Consider the following 26825-nt stretch of genomic DNA (forward strand, 5'->3'; position numbering starts at 1 on the left):
ACGGCTTAATGGAACGTTCACTTCTGTTGTTGTCGATTTCTAAATGTCCGTCCAATAAAAAAGCTTCAAGATGATTCCATTGATTCAAACAATAAGTGATGGCTTTTCCTAGCGCGCTTTTTGGTAGAACGAGATCTTTTTATTCATAAATCCCAGCTGAAAAAAGGTCCAGAATGGGCCTGCTTTTTTCCAGTCGCTGCTCATATCGTTCTGTAGAGTCGACATGTTTTAGCTTTCTTTCGATAGAATAGAGATGATTACAGAAATACAACCCTTCGCTCGCCTTCACCTTTTTTCCCTGCTGTGAATCAGGTAAAGCCTTTAAGGCTTCATCAAACTTACGTCTGGCATGCGCCCAACATCCCACAAGGGTGACATCCGGTACTTGATTGTAACCACTATATCCATCCACTTGTAAATAACCTTGATAACCCGTTAAAAAACGTTTCGGGTGTTCGCCTGCTCTTGTTGAGAACAATGGGGATATCATCTCGCCCTGTGCGATATAACCACAGATAGGACTTGGTAGTTGCGGCACGACCAGGTTCACGTAAGACTTGGAAGGTTGTTTCATCCGCATGAAGGATGGTTCGAGCAAGTAGATGCTCATGCATCCTTTTATACAATATCACTAACCATTGACTAGCCCCGTATAATAACCAATTTCCCATCGTTTGACGCGATAAGTAGATTCCCATTCGTTCAAAATGCTTTTCCTGACGATAAAGAGGCAATCCTTCTACATATTTTTGAGTCATGATATACGCCATAATGGACGGGGAAGTTATACTTTTGGGAAAGGCAGGAGCTGGCATATTCGCAGTCACGATCGGTGTGGAAACCTCATCTAGTTCACACTTGCGGCAAGTATATATGTATCTCTTATGTTCTGTCACCTTTACTTCTGCAGGAACAATCGTCAGTTCCTTACGGACTTCTACACTCATCTCATGTAGAGCACCACCACAGCACGAACAAACCTGTTCCTCGTCAGCCAAACGATATTCAATCGTTTCGATAGAAAGGTTTTGGACGGACTCATCCCTATGGGACTTTAATTGATACACGTGCCGTTCAAAGAAGTATAAGTTCTGCAGGTACATCAAGATTTCCTGTTGCATCTACCAATGTAAATACTGCTGCTATTACTGGAACCACAACATATGAAATTAGAATCGCATATACAGTAGCATCAAATGTAACCTCATCAAGTGCTATAAATATCGATATTAACGCAATACGTTTTCCTTAATAAAAGTAAGGGTTCGATTCAGTAAATCAGTATGAAACATAAAAAAGAGCATCCTGTAATGATGCTCTTTTTTATAATAGATGAGATTCGTTTTTCTTTTAGTGAACTAACAGGTGCTTTAGCTTAAGATCAGAGCTGTCTTTAAGGCAGCTCTTTCTTTATGCAACTAACGGGGCAGGTTAGTTCAACAAGGATATAAAAAGCATTATGAAGTTCGGAAAATTACTGTCTCCTATATTTAGGTGTTACTTGTCCTACAATATGCAGAGGTATGGTTTTTCAATTTTAAAACCTGATTATTTTATATAGTTGACCCAGTCAACTATATGCATTATACTGTCATTAGTTCAAAGTTTCAGAATATTAAGGAGAATTATCTATGGAATCAAATAATTATGTAGAAAAAATTCGAAAATTCAACAGGTATTATGCAAATGTTCTGGGCAAAATTGATCAAGAAATTTATAATCAACCTTTTCCATTAACAGAGGCACGGGTAATAACAGAAATTAATTACAGAAATGGTTGTACTGCTACTGAAGTTAGAGAAAACCTAGGAATTGACCGAGGCTATATGAGCCGAATTGTCCAACGATTTGAGGATGAAAATATCATCATAAAAAAACAGTCAACAGAGGATAAACGACAGTATTCACTCTATCTCACCGAATTTGGAGAAAATATTTACAAAGACTTAGTTGAAAATGCAAATCGGGGAGTAGATAAAATGATTGATAATTTATCAAATGGTGATCTGTCTAAGCTAGTCACATCCATGGAAAGAATCGAATCCATTTACTCGGAAGAACGTTCCTCCCATTCAGAAGTCTTAATTCGACCATTTCAACCCGGAGATGTAGGATACGTCGCATACCTTCATGGGAATTTATACGATAAGACATATAAGTTCGGACAGATGTTTGAATATTACGTCATGAAAGGTTTAACAGAATTTATGATTAATACCGATGGGGGAGAGCTTTGGATTGCGGAAGTGAATGGCGAAATTGCCGGTTCGATTGCAATTACGAAGTTCAGTGATACAGTAGCACAGCTAAAATGGTTTGTTTTAAATGAAAATTATCAAGGCATGGGAATAGGGAAAAAACTTATGGAGACTGCCCTCAACTTCAGTAAAGAACAAAATTATCAGCATGTCTTCTTATGGACGGTAAGCACGTTAGAAACGGCTCGCCATCTTTATAAAAAATATAATTTTAGACTAACTGAAGAAAAACCGAATGAAGAATGGACTACAACTAAATTAATCGAAGAACGATGGGATCTCATTCTTTCCGATGAAAACCAAACAAAGTAAAGCAAAAAATCAAAATTAGAAACAAGGGATGAAAATTGTAAAGTTTGTGAGTGAGTACACTTAAACTAACGGGTGCGATAGTTCTATAAGAAAAGAAAAAAAGTCGATTCCTTTACGTAGAGGAAATCGACTTTTCAGCTTGGAATTTTCTTAGCGTACAAAATTTCCAAAATGTTGGCTGTACCCCTTTATAACGAAATAGCTCCTGTAAGTACAGCAATAGTAATCATGACTACACATGTTCCCACTGCCCACTTTAAGATGAATTTTTGATGTTCTCCAAAATCTACCTTTGCCATACTTACCAATAAATGAGTTGAAGCAATTAGAGGACTCATTGCATGGATCGGTTGCCCAAGTACCGAAGCTCGTGCTATTTCAACTGGATCTACTCCATAAGCTGCGGCAGTTTTTGCTATGATAGGGACTACTCCAAAATAATAAGGATCATTTGCCATTACGTATGTTAGTGGGAGACTTGTAATTGCAGTAATGAGCGCAAAAGATGAACCTAGTTGCTCAGGAATTATTGAAATTAGACTGTTAGCCATTTCATCAACCATGTGTGTTCCCGAAAGAATACCTGTAAAAACTCCCGAGGCAAAAATTAAAGCCACAACAATTACTACACTGTCAGCATGAGAAGAAAGTACTTTCTTTTGTACTTCTAAATTAGGGTAATTAATTAATAAAGCCAGTGAAAATGCGATGATAAACAATACTGATAGAGGCAGAACGCCTAGGACAAGAGCGACAATAAGTGAAAGCGTTAACAATAGATTGAACCATATTAATTTTGGACGTTTTAAATCTATTTCTATTGCGGAGGCTTGCTCTTGATTTGCTAGAAAATGTTGTGACAAATCAAGATCAAGAATCCCTAATCTTTTCCGTTCTTTTTTGCCCAAAACATATGCTGTGAATAATACCCATAGAAAACCACCTATCATTACTGGTACAAGAGGTAGAAAAACTTCATTAGCATCAAGTTTAAGTGCACTAATTGCTCTTGCAGTAGGTCCTCCCCATGGAAGAATATTCATTACCCCAAAGGCCATCATTGATACACATGTTAAGATGAGTGGGTTCATACCTAAACGGATATAAAGAGGTAACATCGCTGAAACTGTTATTATATAGGTTGTCGTACCATCACCATCTAAAGCAACTAGACTTGAAAGAACTGTTGTACCGATTACTACTTTCAAAGGATCTCCTTTGACAATATAAAGAATTTTAGATATAAGTGGGTCAAACAATCCAGCTTCTATCATTATTCCAAAATACATGACTGCAAACATTAGCATAATTCCTGTAGGAGCTACACCCAACAATCCTTCTAATACCATAGGACCTAAATCTTTTCCAAATCCACCGATTATAGCAAAGAATAGTGGAATAACAATCAATGCAATCAAAGCTGACATCCTTCTTGTCACTATAAAGAAGATAAAACACATCATCATTAAAAAGCCTAATAAAGCAATCACCAAATCCCCCCTGATCAATTGAATTCGCTTACAATTTGATTTATCTACAGTTTGTACAAATACATTTATTGTAAAGAAGGGAGATTCAAGACTAAAATAACTTCTCGAATCTCCATTGAAAAATAAATCTCCAACATTATTTATGAAAGACTTCTGGTTCTAAACTGCCATCTTCTTTTTTTACCAGTTGGCGTATAACAGTTTGCATAATTCCCCCATTATAGTAGTAATCAATATCTATCGAACTATCAAGACGAACAATAACATCAAATTCAAAGGAACTGCTATCTTCACGAATCACTTTTACTTTTATCAATTGACCTGGTTTAATTTTATTACTCAAACCGACAGTCTCAAAAGTTTCATTTCCAATAATGTTAAGTGATGAGGCATTTTGTCCTTTTAGAAATTGTAGAGGGAGAACACCCATTCCAACTAAGTTATTCCGATGAATACGTTCAAAACTTTCTGCAATAACTGCTTTTACCCCAAGAAGATATGGCCCCTTTGCAGCCCAGTCACGAGAGCTTCCAGTACCGTATTCTTTACCAGCCATAATGAATAACGGTGTACCATTTTCCTGATACTTTAAGGAAGCTTCATAAATGGACGTAATTTCATTCGTTTGAAAGCACCTAGTAACGCCTCCCTCAGATCCAGGAACTATTTGATTTCGAATTCTTATATTAGCCAATGCAGCTCGAATCATAACTTCATGATTCCCTCGACGCGATGGATAAGAGTTGAAATCTTTTATAGTTACTCCTTTCTGTTGTAAATAGATTCCTGAGGAACTATCAGGCTTTATGGCTCCAGAAGGAGATAAATGATCAGTAGTTACTGAATCACCAAGCTTCGCAATTAGACGGGCACCTTTAATATCCTTAATATCAGCAGGCTGTACTGGAAGATCTTTAAAGAACGGTGGCTCTTGAATGTATGTTGAAGATTGATCCCACTCATATAACTTCCCTTTAGGAATATTAATCGAATTCCAACTTACATTTCCATCGTATATGCTTTTATATCTTTCTCTGAATAATTCAGGTCGAACAGCATTATTTAACAATTCTCCAATTTCCAGAGAAGACGGCCAAATGTCTCGCAAATATACAGGTTGGTTTGCTTGATCATATCCAATGGGCTGACTTGAAAAATCAATATCAACCGTCCCTGCAAGTGCATATGCAATAACTAATGGAGGTGATGCCAAATAATTTGCTTTAATCTGAGGGTGAACACGGCCTTCAAAGTTTCTATTGCCTGATAGTACACCAGCTACAACTAAATCGTTATCCACAATTGCTTTGCTGACTTCAGGAAGAAGCGGTCCTGAATTTCCTATACAAGTTGCACAACCGTACCCTGCTATATGGAAGCCAAGTGTTTCCAGATGTCTTATAAGCCCCGATTCTGCTAAGTAGTCTGTTACAACACGTGATCCTGGTGTCAACGAGGTTTTCACATAAGCGGGTATTTGTAGCCCCTTTTCCACAGCTTTTTTTGCTACAAGACCTGCCATGATTAATACAGTCGGATTTGATGTATTTGTACAGCTTGTAATAGCAGCCAGAACAACTGACCCATTTTTGATTCCAGATTTTTTGTCAACAGCATGCTCTATTAGGACTTCTTTTGTTAAATCGAGTTCATTCAATCCATAGCCACCTTTATCAATGGGTGAACGGGCGACTTCTTTAAAATTTTGTTTCATCTCAGTTAATTCAACTTGATCCTGAGGGCGCTTAGGTCCTGCAAGGCATGGTTTTATCGTGGATAAATTGAGTTCAACTAAATCTGAATAAACGGGTTCAGAGCTATCTTGGTCCATAAACATACCCTGGGCTTTATAATAAGCCTCAACTAACGCTACTTGCTCTTCACTGCGGCCAATTAGCCTCAAATAGTTTAAAGTTTCCTGATCTATAGGAAAAAAGCCCATTGTCGCACCATACTCTGGTGCCATGTTGGCAACAGTTGCACGGTCAGCTATACTCATTTCCCCTACACCAGGTCCCAAAAATTCTACGAACTTACCTACAACCCCTTTTTTTCTAAGGAGACTTGTAACTGTTAGTGCAACATCCGTTGCAGTTGCACCTTCTGGGAGTGATCCTGTTAATTTGAATCCAACTACTTCTGGAATTACAAAATAGACTGGCTGACCTAACATCGCTGCTTCTGCTTCAATTCCTCCAACTCCCCAAGCCACGACACCTAGTCCATTCACCATCGTTGTATGTGAATCTGTTCCTACAAGTGAATCAGGATACACTACTGTGGTATCACTTTCCTCCTTTGTGGCTGCAACTGAAGATAGATACTCCATATTAATTTGATGCATAATCCCCGTTGCTGGAGGAACTACAGAAAAGTTATTAAAGGAGCCCTGAGCCCAGCGGAGAAAACGAAAACGTTCCATGTTTCTCTCAAAATTAAGCTTTTCATTTAGCTGCATCGCATCAGTTCTACCGAAATAGTCAACAGTTACGGAGTGGTCAACTACAAGGTCTACCGGTATTAATGGATTTATATTTGATACGTTCCCACCGATGCGATTCATAGTCTCACGCATCGCAGCTAAATCAACTATTGCTGGTAATCCAGTTGTATCATGAAGAAGGACACGTGCGGGTTTAAATGGAACCTCCTGATTTGGGTCTCGCTCGATTAACCAATTTGCTAATGCACTTACATGGCCTTCAGTTACACTTACACCGTCAAAATTTCGAATGGCTGCCTCTAATAACACCTTTATTGAGTACGGTAATTGAGAAATATTCCCTAATCCATTTTCCTCTAATATTTTAATTCGATAATAACTATATATCTTTTCATTAATGTAGAGCTCTGACCGAACATTAAATTGTTCTTCAATTCTACTTTTCAAGTTTCGTTCAACCCCTTTACTTAAGTTCTAATTAATTTCATTTTATTTCAAATTTCCTTATGCGAATAATATCAATATTTCATAGGGTAATATGAAACTTTTACATATTAAATCATCGGCTATTTTTCAAATTCTACTCTTTATGTTATTGTTCTAGTGTAATTGCATGAATAGTTACATAATTTGAAAGTAAATATAAAACTTAGGGGAGTTTAAAGCAAATGGATGATCGTGACTGGCTTATATTACATACATTATTTAATGAAAAAAGTATTACAAAAGCTGGACAAAGCCTATTTATTGCCCAACCTACGCTTACAAAACGTCTCAAGCAAATTGAAACAGAATTTGGGGTTAAAATTGTTGATAGGGGAATAAAAGGAGTACGGTTCACTCCAGAAGGGGAGTATTTAGCTAAGCGTGCCGAAGAAATGCTCAATTCCTTCCGCGAAATTAAAGAAGATCTAGAAAATTTTAACCATAGTGTATCTGGGACGTTAAGATTGGGTGTTTCCAATTTTATTAGTAAATATAAGTTACCACTCTTATTAAAGTTGTTTAAAGAACAATATCCAGATGTTGAGTTTCAAGTAGACACAGGCTATAGCAAAGATATTTTCAATTTAGTTTATAATCAAGTTTCTCATGTCGGATTTATCCGCGGAGATTATAGTTGGCCAGATGAAAAGCATTTACTATTTGAAGAAGAGCTTTGTATTGTATCTAGAAATGAAATAAACCTGACTGATCTTCCCAATCTCCCTAGAATTGACTACCGAACAGATCAACTCTATAAGCAAATCATTGAAAATTGGTGGGCGGAACATTATTCTCAGCCTCCATACATCGCTATGTCAGTTGACCAAGGTGATACTTGTAAGGAAATGGTTTTGAACGGATTGGGCTATGCTATTATGCCTTCTCTTTTTTTAGATGGCATTAAAGATATTCATAAAATTGACTTAAAAAATAAGAAAGGAAATCGATTAACTCAAAAAACTTGGATGTTTTATTATAAAGAATCAGTAGATATGAATGTTGTCCGAGCATTTGTAAATTTTGTAAAAACCTTAAATGTATATTCACTTTAAATTTCATTTTAAAAAACATTTGAAAGGATAGAGTATTACCTTCTATTCCTTCAAATGTTTATTTAAAGAAAAGACTATTTATTTGATAAATTCATATAGATATTTTCTTATTTCTTCTCGATTACCTGAAACTTTCTCTGCTCGCTTATTATCATTTTCTAATTTTCCTAATGATTGATCTAAAACCCTTTCTTCTAAAGCTTTAGGAATTACGACTACACCATCAATATCACCAACAACAATATCTCCCGGATGTATAGTTGTCCCACCACAAGAAATTGGGACATTAATTTCACCCATGCCTGCTTTTCCACTCGCAGCAATAGTTGTTCCCTTGCAAAACACTGGATAGTTCAAAGCCTTAATACCTTCAAGGTCGCGAACTACTCCATCTACAATAATTCCATTAATACCCAATGTTTGAGCCATACCAACAATAAAATCACCTGCTATTGCTCGATACGTATCTCCTTTTGCATCAATAACCAATACATCACCTGGTTTAGCCTCACGAATTGCTTTTAGGACAACAAGATTGTCACCTACAGGCATCTTCACTGTAAAAGCTCTTCCTGCAACTCGATAAGTATCCTTTACTGGTTTTATAGTAGGGGATAAGTTGTTAAGTCCTTTCATAGTATCTGATATACATGTTGTAGGAATTTTAGAAAACCTTTCAATAATATACAATTAAGACACCCTCTCTTTCAAATTAATTTAGAATGTTTTAGTATAAGACTTAATTTCATTATATTAATAGAAACAGTAAATATATAATTCAAACTTTTCATATCTATCTATTTAAAATTCGAATAACATTTATTTTAGTTAAAGAATTAAAATAAATAGAAGAACATGTCACGTACTGGTCGTTTCGTTCGTTGCAGGCTAGTTCCATAAACAATTGGTGTATTATGGTATAATTTGAGTGCTATTAAACAAAAATTTGTATTACTAGGAGATGGAATTTTGAGCAATCCTTGGAAAGAAATAAAACTCGAAATTTATGAAAACCACATGAAGTCTGATGCTGTATTTCAATTACAAACTTTAAATCAAATAACAAAAGAGCAATTTGAAAGTTATGGGCACGAAATTGTTGGCATCCTTGGTGTTGCTGGAGGAAATGGACTAGACGAGATTGATTTACATACAACTAAAAAAATATATGGTTTTGACATAAATAAAGATTACATAGATGCCTGTCAAAATAGATATTCTTATATGGGGAATACTCTTGAGCTAGTGCAATGTGATATTAGTGATAGTACATTTACATTACCAAAAACAGATTTACTAATTGCAAATTTAATTATTGAGTATGTTGGAGATTCGACATTTGTTTCCCTAATAAATCAGAACAGAAATCAAGTAGAAGTTGTTTCTTGCACTATTCAAAAAAATCAATCTGACGGCTTTGTAAGTCAATCAAATTACGTATCAGCCTTTGATCCATTACTTTCAATTTCACATGATGTTGATGCAAAAAAATTAATTGAACTATTTTCTAATGAAAAATTTAGTTGTATTAAAACCAAAGAGTACACTCTTCCTAATGGTAAAGAATTCATTAGACTAGATTTTAAAAAATCATAACAGATATTATGCAATTAGTTTTGATCACTAAAAAAGGGATAAGTTATTTAAAAAAGACATCACTTCTTAAAGAGTGATTCCTTATCTATTGAGTCATTAAATGCGTAGAGTTTGGATATGCCTTTAATCTCTTGTCAAAAGTGAATTGAGTTTATTCTTATTTTTATATTGGAAGTAGGTTTATATATCTTCAATGACATAAATGGGAATTGAAATATCACTATTCTATTTTACCTAATGGTTGCGTTAGCTGAAGATCGGAGCTGTCTTTAAGGCAGCTTTTTCTTTATGGAACTATCGGGGCAGGGTTAGTTCCATAACAAATGGATGTTATCCTTTAAAGGTATTATAAAAATTCGATGTACAGTTATTTAATTAAAGTCTAAGAATATGTTAGTGAGGTATTCAAAATAATGATGAAAATAGTATCCCCTAAGCCATTTTTTTATAAAGGTGGAGAGAAAGCCGTTTTACTTTTACATTCTTTTACAAGTAATACGATTGATATGAAAAAGTTAGGAAAGTATTTGCAAAAGAACAATTATTCTTGCTATGCACCATTATACAGTGGCCATGGCTTATCAGCAGAAGAACTTCTCACATATAGACCGTCAGATTGGTGGAAAGATGTATTAAACGGTTACCAGTTGTTAAAGGATGAAGGTTTTAAAAATATAGCTGTGATTGGTCTCTCTCTTGGTGGTGTGTTTGCATTAAAAGTTGGTCAAGAGTTGAAGATAAATGGTGTGGTGACAATGTCAGTGCCAATACATAGAGAAGCTACTTTTCTACAAAAACGTGTCTATCACTATGCAAAAGGATACAAACAACTTGAAGGGAAAAATGAAGAACAAATAAATTTAGAAATGAAATGTCTTAAAAATATATCTATCGATTCATTAGTTGAGTTCCAACAGCTAATTGATATAACGATGGATAAATTAGCACTTTTAACGTCGCCAATTCGTATATTATATGGTGAATTAGATGAACCATTGTATAAAGAGAGTGCAGAGGTAATTCTCCAAAGCGTTGAGACGAATCAAAAAACAATGAAGGGATATCCGAACTCTAAACATTTAATGACATTAGGCTCGGATATTAACGACGTGAACAAAGATATTCTTACCTTCTTAAATGATTTAATTTGGTAGTTTTAATGGATATTCAACTTTATAGTGTGAGCTATGGCTTCCAATGGATTCAATCTACTAAAGAAAAAAATCTTTTCAAATCATCTAATTAGAATCTGACAAAAAATCATCAAAAAGGGGATGGAACATTGATAAACCACTGTGTCCCTGCCTCTTCCTTCCTTTTAAAGTGTCCGATTCTTGACATTGTTATAAGAAATGGTCATGTAACAATTAAAATGCCCCCTCACTGAATGCTTTCATCCTAAAAATATGGTGTGTTGGATATTTCACTTATCTTTTTGGATGAAAGCATAGCATGAAGTATATTACATAATGTTGTAATTCCTTGAGTTAATAATTCCTCATTTAGATAAGAGTAACTAATCCGCAAATGATTATTTTCTTGCCCGGACGTGAAACATGCTGTTCCCGGTAAAAATGTAACCTGTTGTTTTTTTGCTTCAGATAAAAGAAAGTGACTATCTATCCATGATGGTAAACTGATCCATACATTTAATCCTCCCTCTGGTATCGTCCAAGATACACCCTCAGGAGAAAGACTTGTAAGTAAATCAAGAACTAAATCTCTTCGAATCTTTAGAGCTGTCCGCAACTTCTTTGTGTGGTCTATCATTCTTTTAGAGTTAATTAAGGGAATAATTGCCTTTTGCGTGAGCAAAGGACTTCCTAAATCAGCATTTGCCTTTGCTGCTAATAAACGATTGAAAATGGAGCCAGCAGCTGTTAATATTCCTATTCTACAACTTGGTGCAATAGTTTTGCTTAATCCTTTTAAATAAATCACATTCCCGAACTGATCCATACTTTTAAGGGTGACAGGTGGTTTTTTTTTAAAATAAATCTCGCTGCATGGATCGTCCTCTACAATAATACAATGGATGCTCCTGGCTATATCAAGTAACTGCTTACGTCGTTTTAGCGACATAACAACACCTGTTGGATTATGAAATGTAGGAATAGTAAAAATAACTTTTGGTTTATGTTTTTCACACATATTTTGGAGGATATCTATTCGCATACCATCTTTATCAACAGGCACTGTGAGTATGGTAGCACCTCTTCCACGAAAAATATCAATTGCCCCTGGGTAGGTAGGTGCTTCCATTATCACCACATCCCCGGGTCCAACAAATGTACGAGCAATAAGATCTATACCTTGTTGTAGACCACTTGTGACTAAGATGTTTTCGGGTGTAGAGAGAACCCCTGATTTTTTTAAATACGCAGACATTTCACTCCGTAGTTGACTATCACCTTGGATATTTCCGTATATAGACAATAACTCTGGGTTTTCTGAAAGAACCCGTTGAACCTCCTGCCCGAAATATCTATTTGGAAGAAGTTTGGGATCTATCATTGATGATGAAAGATGAACTTTTTGAGGGGCCATATGATAACGAGCAAACTGGGATCTGGGTAAATAATCTTGAAGCGATAATTGCCAATCATATGAAGGAAATGCTTCTTTTTCTCGCTTTTTCTCTCTTATTTTTGTTTTTACAAAAGTACCTTTTCCTTGGATAGAAGTAACAAAACCATCTAGTTCTAATTGCTTGTACGCCTTGACAACAGTAACCAAACTTACTTCCAGTTGTTTGGAAAGGGTGCGTACGGAAGGCAAATTCAATCCTTCTTCCAAAAGTCCTGAACGGATACGGTCAACAATGGATTGATATATTTGTTTAGATAGGGATACTCCTGTATTTCTTTGAATATCAATTTGCACCAAAAATCCTCCTCAGTGTTATACATTTATTTAGTGTTATAGTTCATTCCATATAGTTGATGATAAGATATTTATTTTAACACTTGAACGTATTTTAATCATGCTATTCTTCTATAAGGTAAAAAATGCTGGTAAGTAAATAATACGGGTATTTCTATAGATGAATATAAAAGGTTAAGTGTTATAGAAATGTATTGAGTGTTATATATACGTTAAAGTAAAATTGCACTTAAAGTTGAACATAACATTACACCTGGAGGGAGATTGGCGTAAAAAGTGGAAAAGATAAATTCAGATTGGGAAAACATGGGATTTTCTTATAGAAGGACAGATAAACGATATGTTGCTAATTTTAAGGATGGGAAATGGGATGAGGGAATCTTAACACAGGATAACACCATTGTTTTAAACGAATGTGCAGGTGTACTCCAGTATGCTCAGACTTGCTTTGAAGGGATGAAAGCATATACAACAAAGGACGGTAAAATTGTAATTTTTCGACCTGATCTAAATGCACATCGTTTAGAAGATTCTGCGAAGAGAATACATATGGCTCCATTTCCAAAGGATCGGTTTGTAGATGCCGTTATCCAGACAGTGAAAGCAAATGCTCCATACGTACCGCCATATGGCTCTGGTGGTTCATTATACATTCGACCTTATCTGTTTGGAACCAACCCAGTTATTGGAGTTAGACCTGCTGAGGAATTTCAGTTCAGAATATTCACTACACCAGTTGGTCCTTACTTCAAGAATGGACCAAAGCCCCTTACCCTTTGTGTTAGTGATTTTGACCGTGCTGCTCCTCACGGAACCGGAAATGCTAAGTTAGGACTTAACTATGCCATGAGTCTTCACGCTCTCGTAATAGCAAAGGAAAATGGATTTGATGAAAATATGTATTTGGATTCTGCAACTAGGACGAAAGTAGAAGAAACAAACGGAGCCAATTTTATATTTGTTACAAAGGATAATAAACTTATTACACCAAAATCAAAAACTATTCTTCCTTCCATTACTCGGCGTTCACTGATGGTCATTGCGAAGGATTACCTTGGACTTGAAGTAGAGGAAAGAGAAGTATATTTTGAGGAAGTAAAAGATTTTGCGGAATGTGGTTTGTGTGGAACAGCAGCCGTAATTTCACCTGTAGGTAAAATAAATGATCATGGAAATGAAATATGCTTCCCTAGTGGAATGACAGAAATGGGACCAGTATCCAAAAAATTATACGATACATTTACCGGGATTCTGTTAGGTCGCATCAAAGCCCCTGAAGGATGGGTTAAGGTGATTGAATAATCTAATCCACAGTGAAAGGAGGAGAACTTGTGAATCAAAAACGCTTATTCCTAACTTACGGATTAGTATTTTTTGTTACGGCTATTTGGGGACTAAATATTGTTATTATTAAAGTATTGGTGGAAGATTTACCTCCACAAACAATGACGGCATTTCGAATTATGATGGCTGGGATTACGGCATTAATCATAATTGTTCTTGGGAAATCATTTCGTCGCTTATCGAAAAGGGAATGGATTTATACACTACTCGGAATGTTATTTGGTGTAATTCTACATCACTTGCTTATAGCAGTAGGCCTAACAATGATTAATGCTTCGAATGCTTCTTTAATTCTTGCATTGGTACCACTTACAACAGCAATACTTGCCTTCCTCTTTTTAGGTGAACAATTAACAAGATTGCGAATGATTGGTTTTTTTCTTGCATTAACTGGCGTCTTTTTTATTCAGGGCGGTTCATTTAGTAATATGCAATTATCTCAAGGAGAATTGTTTTTATTTATTGCTATGTTTGTCCAAGCCATTAGTTTTATTTTTGTAAAAAAGGCAACAGCAACACTTGATTCAAAACAAGTAACAACAATAATGTACCTAGTAGGCTCAATTGGTTTGTTGATCATTAGTTTTATAACTGAACCTGGAGGAGTCAGTGAAATGACTTCAGCTTCTTCATTTACTTACTTCTTATTTATCGTATCAGGGATAGTGGCAACAGGAGTGGGGTATATCGTTTTTAATGCAGCTATTCAGCAGATAGGAGCAGGACAAACAGCCATATTTAATAACTTTGTTCCTTTTTTTGGTCTTGTATTCTCCGCACTGTTCTTAAATGAAACCATTACAACTTCACAATTGATTGGATTTGTGTTTATTATAGCTGGTGTTCTATTTGGTACAGGTTATATTGAAAAAATAAGGGATAAAAAGCATAAACAGATTAATCATACTAATAAGATTGTGGGATAAACTGACATCACATAAGTCGTTCAATCGTCACTTCCCGTGTTAATTTAAAAGCAAAGATACCACCTACTGATAATCCAATAAGAGAAATATGCATTTTGTTTTATCTTTGCACCAATCATTTATACTAGATTCATTTCTTTGGGGGTTCTTAATTACGGTGATTTACACAATACACAAAGAAAAGCATCCTTTTCAACAAGGGGCTTTAGATGCCATTCCTATTAGTGTCAGTACGTTTATATTTGGCGCTATTTTTGGTGTAGTATCCATTCAGTCAGGACTAACTGTATTAGAAAGTTCACTCATGTCGTTTGTATCCTTTGCTGGATCGGCACAACTTTCAGTCTTGGAATTATTAGGACATACAGGTTTTTTCACACTTTTTATGACGACATTTTTATTAAATGCAAGACACCTCTTATATGGCTTAACCTTAACACCTCATGTACAACATGAAAAAAAGGCAACAATCAATACCATAGCCTTTCTATTATCCGATTCCATGTTTGTTCTTGCAAATGCGAAACTAAAAAAAGAACCGATACAAAGCAGCTATTTAATTGGAGCAGGAGTTGTTGTGTACTTATCGTGGGGGATTGGTACAGCAATTGGAGCATATTTCACACAATTTATGAACAGTGACAATACATACGGTTTAGAATTTGCCAGTACAGCTTGTTTTATTTTGCTTGTCATCGGTGACCTCGTTTCACTTCGACGAATACTAACGCTGATACTTTGTGCCATTTTTGTACTTGTGTGCTATACATTCTTTCCAACAGGAGTACTATTACTCTTGTCTGGCCTAGTGGCATTTGTCATTGGTTATTTTTCAAGCGAGGACGTTTAATATGGATATGATGATACTGATTATTGTGTTAATGGCACTAGCTACATTTTTAACACGCCGATTAATGCTCATTGTACCAGAAAAGTATTTAACCCTAAGTGTGAAAAGGGGATTACTTTATGTACCCATTGGTGTCTTTGCAGGACTTATTTTTCCAACACTTTTCCTTGAAGAAGGACAGCTGGTATGGAAGATGGACTACTTATTAACTGCAGTTGTTTGTATTCTACTCATGCTATGGAAGAAAGATTTCTTATTTAGTTTTATTGGTGGGTTATTATTTATTGTTGCTTTACAATTTATTATGTAAAAATTAAGTGAATGGACATTTCTCCATTCGCTCTTTCATGCCTTCTACTTTGTATTGTAAACGCAGAACCACCAATCCGTGTCTTGGGAGACGTCCGGATAAACTAGAAACTAAAGATATTGAAATCGCTCATTGAAAATGGTACATCAATTAAAGATGTGGCGGAAAAATGGGCAGGTTAGCAAGATTGTGAATGGATGTACTTAAACTAACGGGTGCGTTAGCTGAAGATCAGAGCTGTCTTTAAGGCAGCTTTTTCTTATGGAACTATAGGGGCAGGTTAGTTGCATAAGACAAGTAGGATTAAATAAATCTATTATTGAAAAGGCTATGTTAAACGATTAGAGAAAGCAATCGGCTCCAAGTTATCTAAATCGAATACCCTTTGTACAGATGCTTGGCGGGCTTTCAAAACCTATGCAAAAGATAAAGGATTGGAGCACTATCCCCTTCAAATCAGATGGGAAGGAACGTGTAAAAGGGCTTTACCATATCCAAAATGTCAATAACTATCACAGCCGTATGAAAGGTTGGATGGACCGTTTTAATGGTGTGGCAACAAAATACCTCGACCATTATTTGAGTTGGTTTCAATTACTGGATTTAATTAGATTCCGTAATGATTCTACAACGGTAAGCAAAATGGTTATTGATAGCTGCTTGTTATCCACCGATGCTACTTATGATAAATTAAGATTATCGACATTTAAGTTATAGCTTGCCTTAAAAATAACCTAAGTAGGAGGGAAGAATTTGAAAAAAGATTATTTCGTTCAGAACTCACACGATAGCATAATAAATGATTTTGCCCTTCCCAAAGATATATTTAAATCAATCGATGTTGGAATTAGAGACATAGAAACTGACTTTCTTTTTACGTTGATTCAAAATATGTTAAGCTTTCCTGTTTTCTTTGTGCTGGAATCTGTGATTTTTGAACACATTGAAAGGATTATTTTAGAAAAGAGAATCCCTTCCTACAAATTTGCTTCTGACGGTTTAATTATCAAAGTTGATTCGGTTGACACACTAGAAGTAATTTGTGATTGTACGATTGATTTAGTTTTAAATGGATTGAGCGTGTTTATTTTCTTTGGACAGGGACTTTCTGAAGGGAATTTAGTTCCAACAAGAAGCTGGGATAAACCTACTGAATTTAAAAACCTTGATTTTGAAAAGGTCGATACATTTATTGATGTACACGAGGTTGGACTTACTATATTTAGTAAGAATGACAAATACAACTCCCCTAGAAAAGTTACACACTATATATCGGAAGCCTACTCGCTTGATTTGGAAAACAGTGACATTTGATGGGCGGATTAGCTTAAATAGGAACAAAATCAAGGACCTGATTTGAGGTCCTCAATTTATATTCTTTTATCAACAATATTATTTAACAGAGTACCTCTTTACGTTGTATATCCGTTTTTTCGGAAAAAAATTTCGCAAAATTAAATTGAAAAATCTCAGACTGATTACCTATTTATTAAAATACTATGCTATATTCAAAGGAAAGTTAGTTACTTAAAGGGGATACATAGTTATGACAGAAGAAAAGGAAGATAAGAAAAAGGTTGCAATACCTATAGAAGGCGAAGAAAAGAAAAAGAAAAAGTGGTATTGGGGCTGTGGTGGTTGCGGTTGTTTAGGTTTCATCTTAATAGTACTCATAGGGGGCTGTGTTGCACTATTTGGTGGTACCGATGAAGATGATTCCGATAAAAAGGTAGATAATAAAGTCGTCAATGTAAAGGAAGAAGAAAAGGACAAAGCTAAGAAAGAACAAGAAGAAAAAGAAAAAGCCGAACAAGCTAAAAAGGAACAAGAAGAAAAGGATAAAGCTGAACAAGCTAAGAAAGAACAAGAGGAACAAGAAAAGGCACAACAGGCAGAACAGGATAAAAAGGAAGCAGATCAGGCGAAAACTGAAAAAGCATGCCTTAATATTAAAGGTAATACATCAAGCTCGGGAGAAAAAATCTACCATGTACCAGGTGGACAATTCTATGACAAGACAAATCCAGAACAGACTTTTTGTACTGAAGGAGAAGCAAAGTCTGCTGGTTATAGAGAATCTAAAAGGTAAGAAAAAAGGGTGCTACTGTTAATTAAGTAGCACCCTTTTTCATTTATCAAGGTTTTGTGCAGTTATAATATAGATGTTTAATTTACAATATAGTTATATAAAAAATAATAAAGTTGTTTACTTCTTATGGAACTAAAGGGGCAGGATAGTTTAAGAGTGCTCTTTGACCTTTATTCAACAATTGGGCCAGTTTGTTGAAGAAGGATATTTTCTGTTTTTAGAGAAATAGAATTTAAGAATACAGGATATTGCAAAATAACAAAAGTTGTTCCGCAAACGGGCGCTATTCTTTAATAAGAATCGCTTTTTTAATGAACTAACGGGTGCGTTAGACGAAGATCGGAGCTGTCTTTAAGGAAGCTCTTTTCTTATCAGATATAAGGGGGGGAATCATTTTGTATCGAAAAGAGCTTTTTGTCTTCGACCAGGAGCAATCTGTCCCGGCCGTAATCCGAAATTATGAAGAAAAAGACTTTCCCGGCTTAATTCGCGTTCAACAGGAAAGTTTTCCACCACCATTCCCGTCTGAATTATGGTGGAATATGGAACAATTGCATAATCATGTTACCTTGTTTTCCGAAGGATCCTTATGCATCGAAATCGATGGTGAAATTGCGGGTTCAATGACTGGATTGTTGGTTGACTTTGATTCCAAGCATCCGGAACATACATGGGAGGAAATTACAGACAATGGGTATATTCGAAACCATAATCCATATGGTAATACGCTCTATGTCGTGGATATTTGCGTAAGTCCCTCCTATCGAAAATTTGGTTTAGGAAAGTGGCTGATGTTCTCGATGTATGACGTTGTTGTTCATAAAGGATTGGAACGGTTACTGGGAGGAGGAAGAATGCCTGGATATCATAAAAAAGTGAATGATCTGACGCCGGAACAATACCTTGAATCTGTCGTAAAAGGCGAACTGAAAGATCCGGTCATCACCTTCCTGCTCCGCTGTGGTCGTACCCCCGTTCAAGTAGTGGCAAACTATTTAGAAGATGAGGAATCACATAATTACGGGACACTGATGGAGTGGAAAAATCCTTTTTGCCCATCAAAGTCAAAACAAGGAGAGAGCTAAAATAAATGGAATATATCAGATGTTGAAGTAGGTCAAGTGGCATCTCTTTATGAATATGCCCCTCATATAAATGAAAATAAATATCCGGATGTAAAATGGGTTAAGTTAAACCAATTACACAAAGTTGTTCTATATCCCAATATACGTACGGAAATTCTTAAATACCACGAGCTAAAGGTAAATATTGAACTAACAGAAGAACATCTATTAGAAGAATATTCTTCTTGCTACAAATACATTTAAAATAAAGAACTAATATTAATTCAATAAAAGCCTACATCCTTATTGGGGATGTAGGCTTTTATCGTTTCTAATTCACTTACTAGTTTCAGAGGATATTGTATGAAACTATGGAAATTAACGATGATGATTGCCCAGGTGTGTGATTTGGTAGTTGGCGAACTTGTACATACTTTTGGGGATGTCCATATCTACTCTAAACACTTTGCAATGCCCCAACTTCACCATTTATAACAATGGTTTTTCGTGAATTTCCCATCCTTAACCTTCGTTTCCTGGTCCGATAAAAGCGACACACCATCTCCTGCAGCGTTAAACTATTAAAAATGTATGGTTTAGATATGAATAATAGCATTAAAATTGCAAGGCACCAAGATACCAGAGGTGTAGACGTACACGAATTGTTCGCATCCGGACATTTCGAATTGTATCAATCCTACCAAGAAAGAAATGAATTTAAAGATTGTGAGTACCTAGTTTCCACTTTAGGTATTGATAATAGCCAGGCCTTATTTATAGAGGTGTACGAGGTTAAAAACATAACTCCGGTAACTGGTTTTCCAGATCACTATGATGTACCTTTCAAGGGGAAAGCAAAGGTTAGAAGCAAATATAGATATGAATTAGAAAAATTAGTTGGATTCGAGGACTTGGAACACAGGCTTGTAATCCAGTGGGAGGGCGTTGCTCAAGGATGGTGTGTCAAAATTAATACATTTAACAATGAAGTTGTCCAATTGATGCCTAAAGGATATGTAAGAGACTTCCCTGGATATTTAGAAATCGATCTATCTTTTCGTGAACTGCAAGGCATAGTGAATGATCCTAACGCTAATGCGATTTGGCATAAAATGCTTTCTTCAGTTGGGGCTGTCTACCTGATTGTCGATACAAAAGAAGGGAAGCAATATGTTGGGTCCGCCTCCGGAAAAGAGGGTTTGCTCGGACGATGGAAAGAATACTCCATTAATGGTCACGGCAATAATAAAAAATTAAAAGAACTCATTGATGCTGACCCTCAACGAATACATTCATTAAAGTATACAATCCTTCAGCCTTTACCTAAACACTTAACGATAAATGAAATCCTTAAAGAAGAAATTAAATACAAGAATAAACTAGGAACAAGAGCATATGGGTTAAATTTAAATTGAATAGAAATAAAGCTGACACTTATCAGTCAACTTTTTCTTTAATATGGGTTGTTAAGAGAGTTTAGAATTTAAAAATACGAAATCAAAGAAATGATTCTGTCTTTTAACATTTACGGTTGTAATAATAGTTTGGTGTTTTGTTGAATATTAAAACGTCCAATAGCTTCTTTAATGATTTTAGCAATAGCTCTTGCAAGCGGTACTGGAATCCCGCTACATCCGTTACTAGAAAATCGATAAATAAAAATAAGAGATGAAACATATGGTAAAAAAGTAGTTCCATTATCCTTAACCTTGAGATAATATCATAACTAACACAATTGAAAATGTAGTAATAAGTATATAGAAATTCAAAAAGGGGATGAATTGCTTGATTATTAGGAAAATAGAACAATCTGAAATAGAAACTGTTCGTAAAAAAAGACTTGAGTGTTATGAAGAATATAAAAATTTGGTTTCAGAAGATCATTGGAATGCACTTAAAGGAACATTATCTTCAGAAAACGATTTAAAGCCGGGTGTAGAAATTTATGTGGCGGATATAGATGATAAAATTATAGGAAGTATTGTCCTGTTCCCAGGGAAAATGGAAGCATATGAATGGACTACGAATGTACCTGACTATCCAGAAATTCGAATGCTTGCTGTTGATAGGGACTATAGAGGAAAGGGAATAGGGAGATATCTAGTTCAACATTGTATTGAGACTTCCTATAAGCAAGGGTATAAATCCGTTGGATTACATACAGCTGAGTTTATGAAAGGTGCTCTTTCTTTATATACTAAAATGAACTTTGAAAGAGTACCGGAGTTAGACTTTGAACCTGCTAATGATGGTATTACTGTGAAAGGTTTTAAATATTCGATTCAGCAATAAATATCATTTCAAAGGTCTGAACAAGGATATCTAGAGATAAGGAACTGTGAACAGCAACATAAAAATTTTGTATTTCTAAATTTCAATTACAATTAAAAGATAAGCACTGTTAAGGATTTTGTTGATTTTCTTAATGAACTAAAGGGGCAGTTTAGTTCAACAAGGATTTGCTTACGAAGTTAAAGAATAACTAATGAAATACATTTTATAAGGAGTAATTTTAAAGCGATTAATGAGGAAGAAATCGTTTCGCTTATTAGAGAAGATAAATGGATGATGGAAATATTAGAATCTGCCAAATCATTGAATTTGCCTGATTGGTGGATATGTGCTGGTTTTATCCGATCAAAGGTCTGGGATGTATTACACGATTTTAGCGTAAGAACAACTATTCCAGATATTGATGTGATCTATTTTGATCCAACAAATATTGATAAATTAGAAGAAAAGAAAATCGAAAAAAAACTAGAATCCCTTATACCCACTATCCCTTGGTCGGTAAAGAATGAAGCGAGAATGCATGTTAAAAGTAATATGCCTCCTTATTCTTCGTCTGTAGATGCTATATCGAAGTTTCCAGAAACAGCGACAGCTTTAGGAGTAAAGTTAGATGAAGATGACAATGTAATATTAACAGCACCTTGTGGAATTCATGATGTTATTAATTTAGAGGTAAAACCAACACCTTATTTTAAAGAGACTAAAGAGCGAGTAGAAATTTACGAAGATCGCATAACAAAAAAGAATTGGAAATCAACCTGGAAAAAGTTAAAAGTTAACCACATCAAAACCTCTTCTTAAGCTAACAAGTGCATTATCTTAAGATCAGAACTGTCTTCAAGGCAGCCTTTTCTTTATGCAACTATCGGGGCAGGTTAGTTGAATAAGGAATTCCATTTTCCACACAAATGAAAAGGTGTTAAATGGTATGATTAAATAAAAATTGTACCAACATAATTTTTAGGGGGAAATATATTCTTGAAGATAGTTAGAATTATCTTAGCAATAATTGTTCTTGCTTTATCAGCCAATCAGCTAATTACTGGTAGTTTTGAGTTGATGCCATATTCTATGTTGTTCGTGGGTGCACTTATGTTAGCGACTGGATTAGCCGAACTTCAAAAAGATAGAATAGGAGGATTTTTGGGGTGTGTTGTTGTCTCATTATTTGTTTTCTTTGTTTCCATACAGGGTTTCTTAATGAACTAACGGGTGCGTTAGCTGAAGATCGGAGCTGTCTTTAAGGCAGCTTTTTCTTATGGAACTATCAGGGCAGGTTAGTTCCATAAGGATTTTGTTATGATTAATACAAACAAGTTATCGGAGGTCATAATGGATAAAGAACAAGAAAAAAGAATTGTAAAAAGGTTCTTTCCAAAAAGACTTCATACTTTGTATAGAAGTCTTTTTGTCTGTTATTATTTAGATTATTGGATAATTCAGCTCGTAACTTGGGTAGCAATAGTATGGTGGTCTCAGTCCTATTTTTGGCATGGGCCAGGAATCCTCCATATAGACCATCTTTACTTTTTCATTTGAATGGTTTACTAGCAATAGCTTTACTTCTGGATTAAATTCATATCTCAAAATGGTAACCCCCTTCCATTAGGAATGTGTTGATTCTCCCCCATCAACATGAAGAACTTGACCAGTAACAAAACGAGAATCATCAGAAGCAAGATAGACAAAGGTTGGTGCGAGTTCAAATGGATGGGCAACTCGTTCCATTGGATTAAATGCTCCATATACAGCAACTTGGTCTGACGAGAAACTTGCTGAAATAAGTGGAGTCCAAATTCGGCCGGGGGCGACGGCATTGACTCGGATCCCTTGTTTCACGACATTTTTAGCCAAGGCACGTGTCCAACCAACTATTGCTCCTTTTGTGGCCGTATAATCAATCATTTGCTGCTCACCTACATACGTCACCACTGAAGAAGTGCCAATGATTGAGCTGCCTGGTTTTAAATGAGGAAGCGCTGCTCTTGTTGTGTAAAAATGAGAGTATATATTAACTTTGAAGGTGTCATCGAATTGCTCATCTGTAATGTCAAGCAGACTTAGTTGTTGGAATTGGATACCAACGTGGTTACAAAGAATATCGAGACGTCCAAACGTATTTACTGTTTGTTCTACAATGGAGATACACTGTTGTTTGTCTCGCAAGTCACCAGGCATTAGAAAACAACGTTGTCCGAGTTGTTCAATCCTCGTTTTTGTTCTATTTGCATCCTCATGTTCATCTAAGTATGAAATAGCAACATCTGCACCTTCTTTAGCAAACGCAATTGCTACTGCTGCACCAATACCACTGTCACCCCCTGTAATAAGTGCTACTTTTCCTGTTAACTTTCCACTCCCTTTATAGTTCGGGTTTTCGATAATTGGAAGGGGTACCATAAATTTTTCCACTCCGGGATGGCGCAGTTGGCGCTGTTCAGGTAAACTTATCGGAATTTCTTCGTAACGTGTGATTTTCCCATAGTTTGGGTACATGGGATAAGGTTGAGTTTTCATGTTCGCTTTAAACATTTGTTGCATTTGCTTTATTTGGTCTAATTGACGACTTTGATCCTTTTGATCCATGGAAACCTCCTATAGAAATAATTTCTCTATAGAATGTTTATGTTGTTCACTACAAATAATGTAAAATAAGTGTGAAAAAAGTTGTTTACTTTCAACACAGAAGCGTATTCTTCCCAAAAGAGACACCTTTTTTCTCGCTGCATCTTTCGAACAAATTCAGGACCTAAACGAGGCACCCCTACTTGTTCGCAAAATTCGGGTAGATTCTCTTCATATTCATCCCATGAAATGAGTTGTTTTCGATTATCCTGAATACTCGGCAAATTATATTCCTTCTCTTTGTAAGAACTTTTTGATAACTTCATTTTATACTAAAATAAAAAACCTATCATCGGAGGTAGGTTAGGTTATCTTTAAATTACTATAATTTCCAGAGTGGCCTCTTAATCAGCGAATCGTTTCCTTACCCCTTAATGAACTAAAGGGGCAGGTTAGTTGAATAACAGTTACAGAAATCAGTATGAAATCCTTACTTCAATGCAGGAAGTAAGGATTTTTTGTTGAACAAATAAAATTAGAATATTATGGAATTTTTATGTGAATAGGAGAGTTTAATATGTCGTTTATGATGGTTAAAAAAGAATTTAAGCTTGTTGGATTAAAAGGTAGTGGGGAGTTTGTTAACTTTGGTAATTTAGTACCCTTGCTTGCAAAGCAACTATTAAGTCGATTAAACGAAATCCTAAATCTAACAGAGAACGAAATTGCATTATTTGAGCCTAAAAAGGATGAGGAGCATAGGATAGGTCATTATTATGTAGGGTTAATTGTGAGTGAGAAATTAAATGAAGTACCAATAGGAATGGATTATATTGAAATAAATAAAAGTTACATAACTACAAGAGGGAATATATCTAATTTGGGGGAACTTCATTTGAATTTATTGAATTGGGCAGAAGAACAAGGTTATCAAAGAGATCTCGATTCTTATATTATCGAGACATATCACCCTATGGGGGAAGGAGATGAAGAAGTACAGATTTATTTACCAATTCAAGCTTAAAAGACAAATCAAAAGCCTTCTTCAACAAACGGGTAGTTTAGTGAAAGAAAATAAGGGTCATTTTTTTATGCACCTCGAGTAGTTTACAATTATGAAAATTTGCCCAATTTGGAATAACAAAAGTTGGTGAAAGAATGTACTTAAGCTAACGGGTGGTTAGTTTTAGAACAGAGCTGTCTTTAAGGCAGCTTTTTCTTATGGAACTATCGGGGCAGGATAGTTCCATAAGTAGATGTTTTTAATGTGGTATTATATGGATATAGAAATAACTTACATAATTTGTAGGGAGATGATTTAATGTCATTTAATATTTTAATACCAATTATCATAATGGGTATCATAACTCTTTGCGGCTTTGGAATTTTCAAGATTGCCAAAATCATAAAAAGGTAATAACTTTCAATAATTTAAATATAGGTGCAATAGTTGAGAATTGAGGCTGGCGGATGTGGCAGCCTTTACTTAATGAATTGAGGGGGCAGGATAGTTGAACAGTTTACGGATTATAGAAAGTCATAAGTTGAGAGGAATATATAGATGTCAAACCATGAAAACGAAGAAATGCTAACTGGAGGGAATGTTTCAAATGTTTATCGTTCGGGAGATACTGTTCGACGAGAATTAAAGCCATATAGTCCCAAAATTCATAAGCTATTAAAGCATTTGGAGAGCAAAGGTTTCAGTTATGCACCAAAGTTTTTAGGTATTGATGAAAAAGGAAGAGAGATATTATCATTTATTGAAGGAGAAGCTGGTAATTATCCTTTAAAGGAATACATGTGGTCTGAAGATGTCTTAATAGAAATAGCGAAAATGCTCCGTCTTTATCATGATTCTGTCAGTGATTTTTCATTTGATGGTAGCTGGGAATCGATAGATAACACCCCCCAACAATTTGAAGTACTATGCCATAATGATTTTGCGATGTACAACATTATTTTTAATAATGAAAGACCAATGGGCATTATTGATTTTGATGTTGCTGGACCTGGTCCAAGACTTTGGGACATAGCTTATTCTCTTTATACTTGCGTCCCCTTAAGTAAATTTTATCTTTCTGAAACAGGTGAGAAAGTTTATTATAATTCATTACAGCATGCTAACTGTATAAAACAAAGAGTTAGATTGTTTTTTGATTCTTACGGTGAGGGAATAGAAGAAAATTATTTGGAAATGGTATTGCTACGATTAGAAGGGTTATGTAAAACCATTACAAGAAAAGCCAGTGAAGGTGATACTGCTTTTCAAAAAATGATTGCTGAAGGGCATCTCGAGCATTATGAAAATGATATCAGATTCATTCGACAACATGGAAAAGAGTGGATTTAAGGGTAGATTTTTGTTGAACTAACCGGTGCTTAACTTCATAAACAGGAGCTGATCAGCAGCTTACTTCTCATGCCACAAACGGGGCAGGTTAGCTTGAAGAGGGAAAAGCGAGTATTTGGGATATTTTTATAATGGACAAAAAAGGGGAGTGGAAAATGGAAAGTGAATCTTCGTTAAAAGAACATTTACGTCAACTGGAAGAGAAGTTGTTAAAACCAGAAATTCGTACATCTAAAAAAGAGCTTAATAATTTACTTGCAGACAATTTTTTTGAATTTGGAAGTTCTGGTAAAGTCTTGTACAAAGATGAGGGGATTGGCGAAGAAGGAATAGGGGAGGTAAAGATGACATTGAGTGATTTTGATATACATCCATTTTCTTTCGTCCCCTTTGATAACGACACTCATTGAATTCTCCTATTACTCAATCAACTCCTTCACATCCGTTAATACATATTTTATATTCTGCTAAATCTCCTGTTTTAAGTTTTTTCACGTTTTTCAGCCAAATAA

Annotated in this window: 22 protein-coding genes and 4 pseudogenes; 20 read left to right on the forward strand and 6 right to left on the reverse strand. The window is 35.4% G+C overall.

The window, feature by feature from the left end; genetic code table 11:
* Positions 1–1055 (reverse strand): annotated as a pseudogene (tnpC, locus tag ACQKMF_RS23330) (IS66 family transposase); the annotation flags it as partial.
* 576 nt (positions 1056–1631) lie between these two features.
* Here tnpC and ACQKMF_RS23335 point away from each other — a divergent pair.
* A complete protein-coding gene (locus ACQKMF_RS23335; RefSeq protein ID WP_402940316.1) occupies positions 1632–2570 on the forward strand; it encodes a bifunctional helix-turn-helix transcriptional regulator/GNAT family N-acetyltransferase in 939 nt (312 codons plus the stop codon).
* A gap of 188 nt (positions 2571–2758) precedes the next feature.
* On the opposite strand, the gene ACQKMF_RS23340 is transcribed toward ACQKMF_RS23335, so the two are convergent.
* Entirely contained in the window at positions 2759–4060 is a 1302-nt protein-coding gene (locus ACQKMF_RS23340) for a CitMHS family transporter (protein ID WP_427575165.1), read from the reverse strand.
* Positions 4061–4196: 136 nt separating this feature from the next.
* A complete protein-coding gene (acnA, locus tag ACQKMF_RS23345; protein ID WP_427575167.1) occupies positions 4197–6950 on the reverse strand; it encodes an aconitate hydratase AcnA in 2754 nt (917 codons plus the stop codon).
* 221 nt (positions 6951–7171) lie between these two features.
* Here acnA and ACQKMF_RS23350 point away from each other — a divergent pair, with 221 nt between their 5' ends.
* On the forward strand, positions 7172–8041 hold the full coding sequence (locus ACQKMF_RS23350) for a LysR family transcriptional regulator (RefSeq protein ID WP_427575169.1): 870 nt from the start codon (positions 7172–7174) through the stop codon (positions 8039–8041).
* A 78-nt stretch (positions 8042–8119) separates the two neighbouring features.
* Here ACQKMF_RS23350 and ACQKMF_RS23355 read toward each other — a convergent pair whose 3' ends face one another.
* Entirely contained in the window at positions 8120–8731 is a 612-nt protein-coding gene (locus tag ACQKMF_RS23355) for an RraA family protein (RefSeq protein WP_427575171.1), read from the reverse strand.
* Between the two features lie 279 nt (positions 8732–9010).
* Between ACQKMF_RS23355 and ACQKMF_RS23360 the strand changes: the two genes are divergently transcribed.
* Both ACQKMF_RS23360 and ACQKMF_RS23365 read left to right on the forward strand, forming a co-directional pair.
* Complete coding sequence (locus tag ACQKMF_RS23360) at positions 9011–9637, forward strand: class I SAM-dependent methyltransferase (RefSeq protein WP_427575173.1); 627 nt, start codon at positions 9011–9013, stop codon at positions 9635–9637.
* Positions 9638–10050: 413 nt separating this feature from the next.
* Positions 10051–10791, forward strand: a complete 741-nt coding sequence (locus ACQKMF_RS23365; RefSeq protein WP_427575175.1) for an alpha/beta hydrolase — start codon at positions 10051–10053, stop codon at positions 10789–10791.
* 244 nt (positions 10792–11035) lie between these two features.
* Here ACQKMF_RS23365 and ACQKMF_RS23370 read toward each other — a convergent pair whose 3' ends face one another.
* On the reverse strand, positions 11036–12520 hold the full coding sequence (locus tag ACQKMF_RS23370; protein ID WP_427575177.1) for a PLP-dependent aminotransferase family protein: 1485 nt from the start codon (positions 12518–12520) through the stop codon (positions 11036–11038).
* Between the two features lie 276 nt (positions 12521–12796).
* On the opposite strand from ACQKMF_RS23370, the gene ACQKMF_RS23375 reads away from it, so the two are divergent.
* The 13 genes and pseudogenes from ACQKMF_RS23375 to ACQKMF_RS23435 all read left to right on the forward strand — a co-directional run bounded on the left by ACQKMF_RS23375 (position 12797) and on the right by ACQKMF_RS23435 (position 22604).
* Complete coding sequence (locus tag ACQKMF_RS23375; protein WP_133348136.1) at positions 12797–13822, forward strand: branched-chain amino acid aminotransferase; 1026 nt, start codon at positions 12797–12799, stop codon at positions 13820–13822.
* Positions 13823–13851: 29 nt separating this feature from the next.
* Positions 13852–14790, forward strand: a complete 939-nt coding sequence (locus tag ACQKMF_RS23380; protein WP_427575179.1) for a DMT family transporter — start codon at positions 13852–13854, stop codon at positions 14788–14790.
* Positions 14791–14947: 157 nt separating this feature from the next.
* Entirely contained in the window at positions 14948–15640 is a 693-nt protein-coding gene (locus tag ACQKMF_RS23385; RefSeq protein ID WP_427575181.1) for an AzlC family ABC transporter permease, read from the forward strand.
* Position 15641: 1 nt separating this feature from the next.
* Entirely contained in the window at positions 15642–15950 is a 309-nt protein-coding gene (locus ACQKMF_RS23390) for an AzlD domain-containing protein (protein WP_427575183.1), read from the forward strand.
* 338 nt (positions 15951–16288) lie between these two features.
* Positions 16289–16667: pseudogene (locus tag ACQKMF_RS23395) on the forward strand (IS1595 family transposase); the annotation flags it as partial.
* 36 nt (positions 16668–16703) lie between these two features.
* Positions 16704–17264 (forward strand): hypothetical protein, encoded by a 561-nt coding sequence (locus ACQKMF_RS23400; protein ID WP_427575185.1) that lies wholly within the window; start codon positions 16704–16706, stop codon positions 17262–17264.
* Between the two features lie 232 nt (positions 17265–17496).
* Entirely contained in the window at positions 17497–18039 is a 543-nt protein-coding gene (locus ACQKMF_RS23405; RefSeq protein ID WP_427575187.1) for a hypothetical protein, read from the forward strand.
* A gap of 395 nt (positions 18040–18434) precedes the next feature.
* A complete protein-coding gene (locus ACQKMF_RS23410; RefSeq protein ID WP_427575189.1) occupies positions 18435–19124 on the forward strand; it encodes a GNAT family N-acetyltransferase in 690 nt (229 codons plus the stop codon).
* A gap of 357 nt (positions 19125–19481) precedes the next feature.
* Positions 19482–19586, forward strand: a pseudogene (locus tag ACQKMF_RS23415) (thymidylate synthase); the annotation flags it as partial.
* A gap of 119 nt (positions 19587–19705) precedes the next feature.
* Complete coding sequence (locus tag ACQKMF_RS23420; RefSeq protein WP_427575191.1) at positions 19706–20518, forward strand: GIY-YIG nuclease family protein; 813 nt, start codon at positions 19706–19708, stop codon at positions 20516–20518.
* A gap of 361 nt (positions 20519–20879) precedes the next feature.
* Positions 20880–21395, forward strand: a complete 516-nt coding sequence (locus tag ACQKMF_RS23425; protein ID WP_328145930.1) for a GNAT family N-acetyltransferase — start codon at positions 20880–20882, stop codon at positions 21393–21395.
* Between the two features lie 273 nt (positions 21396–21668).
* A complete protein-coding gene (locus ACQKMF_RS23430; protein ID WP_427575193.1) occupies positions 21669–22196 on the forward strand; it encodes a nucleotidyltransferase family protein in 528 nt (175 codons plus the stop codon).
* Positions 22197–22373: 177 nt separating this feature from the next.
* Positions 22374–22604 (forward strand): DUF3953 domain-containing protein, encoded by a 231-nt coding sequence (locus ACQKMF_RS23435; RefSeq protein ID WP_063596864.1) that lies wholly within the window; start codon positions 22374–22376, stop codon positions 22602–22604.
* A gap of 396 nt (positions 22605–23000) precedes the next feature.
* Here the strand turns inward: ACQKMF_RS23435 and ACQKMF_RS23440 are convergent, their stop codons facing one another.
* Complete coding sequence (locus ACQKMF_RS23440; RefSeq protein WP_048687630.1) at positions 23001–23981, reverse strand: SDR family oxidoreductase; 981 nt, start codon at positions 23979–23981, stop codon at positions 23001–23003.
* A gap of 556 nt (positions 23982–24537) precedes the next feature.
* Here ACQKMF_RS23440 and ACQKMF_RS23445 point away from each other — a divergent pair.
* The 3 genes and pseudogenes from ACQKMF_RS23445 to ACQKMF_RS23455 form a co-directional block, all read left to right on the forward strand.
* The gene (locus tag ACQKMF_RS23445; RefSeq protein WP_402940321.1) at positions 24538–24984 is read left to right on the forward strand and encodes a GyrI-like domain-containing protein; all 447 of its coding nucleotides are present in this window, start codon (positions 24538–24540) and stop codon (positions 24982–24984) included.
* Between the two features lie 537 nt (positions 24985–25521).
* The gene (locus ACQKMF_RS23450; RefSeq protein ID WP_402940324.1) at positions 25522–26313 is read left to right on the forward strand and encodes a phosphotransferase; all 792 of its coding nucleotides are present in this window, start codon (positions 25522–25524) and stop codon (positions 26311–26313) included.
* Positions 26314–26468: 155 nt separating this feature from the next.
* Positions 26469–26693, forward strand: a pseudogene (locus tag ACQKMF_RS23455) (DUF4440 domain-containing protein); the annotation flags it as partial.
* Positions 26694–26825 lie beyond the last annotated feature (132 nt).

Source organism: Peribacillus sp. NPDC101480, from assembly GCF_050277335.1.
Taxonomy (GTDB): domain Bacteria; phylum Bacillota; class Bacilli; order Bacillales; family DSM-1321; genus Peribacillus.

Coding starts and splice junctions, on each gene's coding strand:
- ACQKMF_RS23440 (WP_048687630.1), bottom strand. CDS start 23,981: ATGGATCAAAAGGATCAAAGTCGTCAATTAGACCAAATAAAGCAAATG.
- ACQKMF_RS23335 (WP_402940316.1), top strand. CDS start 1,632: ATGGAATCAAATAATTATGTAGAAAAAATTCGAAAATTCAACAGGTAT.
- ACQKMF_RS23390 (WP_427575183.1), top strand. CDS start 15,642: ATGGATATGATGATACTGATTATTGTGTTAATGGCACTAGCTACATTT.
- ACQKMF_RS23405 (WP_427575187.1), top strand. CDS start 17,497: ATGACAGAAGAAAAGGAAGATAAGAAAAAGGTTGCAATACCTATAGAA.
- ACQKMF_RS23420 (WP_427575191.1), top strand. CDS start 19,706: ATGAATAATAGCATTAAAATTGCAAGGCACCAAGATACCAGAGGTGTA.
- ACQKMF_RS23365 (WP_427575175.1), top strand. CDS start 10,051: ATGATGAAAATAGTATCCCCTAAGCCATTTTTTTATAAAGGTGGAGAG.
- ACQKMF_RS23450 (WP_402940324.1), top strand. CDS start 25,522: ATGTCAAACCATGAAAACGAAGAAATGCTAACTGGAGGGAATGTTTCA.
- ACQKMF_RS23350 (WP_427575169.1), top strand. CDS start 7,172: ATGGATGATCGTGACTGGCTTATATTACATACATTATTTAATGAAAAA.
- ACQKMF_RS23425 (WP_328145930.1), top strand. CDS start 20,880: ATGAATTGCTTGATTATTAGGAAAATAGAACAATCTGAAATAGAAACT.
- ACQKMF_RS23445 (WP_402940321.1), top strand. CDS start 24,538: ATGTCGTTTATGATGGTTAAAAAAGAATTTAAGCTTGTTGGATTAAAA.
- ACQKMF_RS23430 (WP_427575193.1), top strand. CDS start 21,669: ATGATGGAAATATTAGAATCTGCCAAATCATTGAATTTGCCTGATTGG.